The sequence below is a fragment of the Dehalococcoidia bacterium genome, from assembly GCA_021295915.1.
Taxonomy (GTDB): Bacteria; Chloroflexota; Dehalococcoidia; order Lucifugimonadales; family UBA1123; genus VXRN01.
This window is the reverse complement of the sequence record JAGWBK010000088.1, coordinates 1-422: the sequence shown is the minus strand read 5'-3', so window position 1 is coordinate 422 and position 422 is coordinate 1. Positions and strand designations below refer to the sequence as shown.

General features: G+C 66.1%; 2 protein-coding genes. One reads left to right on the top strand and one right to left on the bottom strand.

Annotated features, from left to right (window positions below; genetic code table 11):
* On the bottom strand, positions 1-185 hold a 185-nt coding region (locus J4G14_15130), incomplete at its 3' end, for a hypothetical protein (protein ID MCE2459121.1).
* Between the two features lie 24 nt (positions 186-209).
* On the opposite strand from J4G14_15130, the gene J4G14_15125 reads away from it, so the two are divergent.
* Positions 210-422: hypothetical protein (locus J4G14_15125; GenBank protein MCE2459120.1), on the top strand; the 213-nt coding region annotated here is incomplete at its 3' end.

Below are 422 nucleotides of genomic sequence, written 5' to 3'. Positions count from 1 at the left end.
GCAGGGCCTGCCTCAGTTCCGCAGCTAGTGCCGATGGCAACAGTGCCATCAGTGGCAACAGCGCCATCGCTGGAAGCTATGGCAGCCATGGCGACAGCAGCGATCACCTCATCGCCAGCGACAGCTGGCAGGGGGAGAGCTGGAACACGGATCTCGCCGCCACGGGCCTGCGCGGCGTACCCCACGTCGGCCACCGGGACGAGGACAGCATGGACAAGACCTTTGACGATCTGCTGGAGCTGTTCCGAGGCCAGCCCCATTCCCTCCACCCCGCTGACTGGGCTGGGGAGTGTGGCAGCGGCACGGTTGGAGAGAAGAGCAGGCCATGGACCCTGTGGGCCGGTACGGACCTGCAGTGGGCCAGGGGCGGAACAGAGACCAGCGACTTCGACGGTGAGTGGCAGCTCTATTACCTCGGCGCC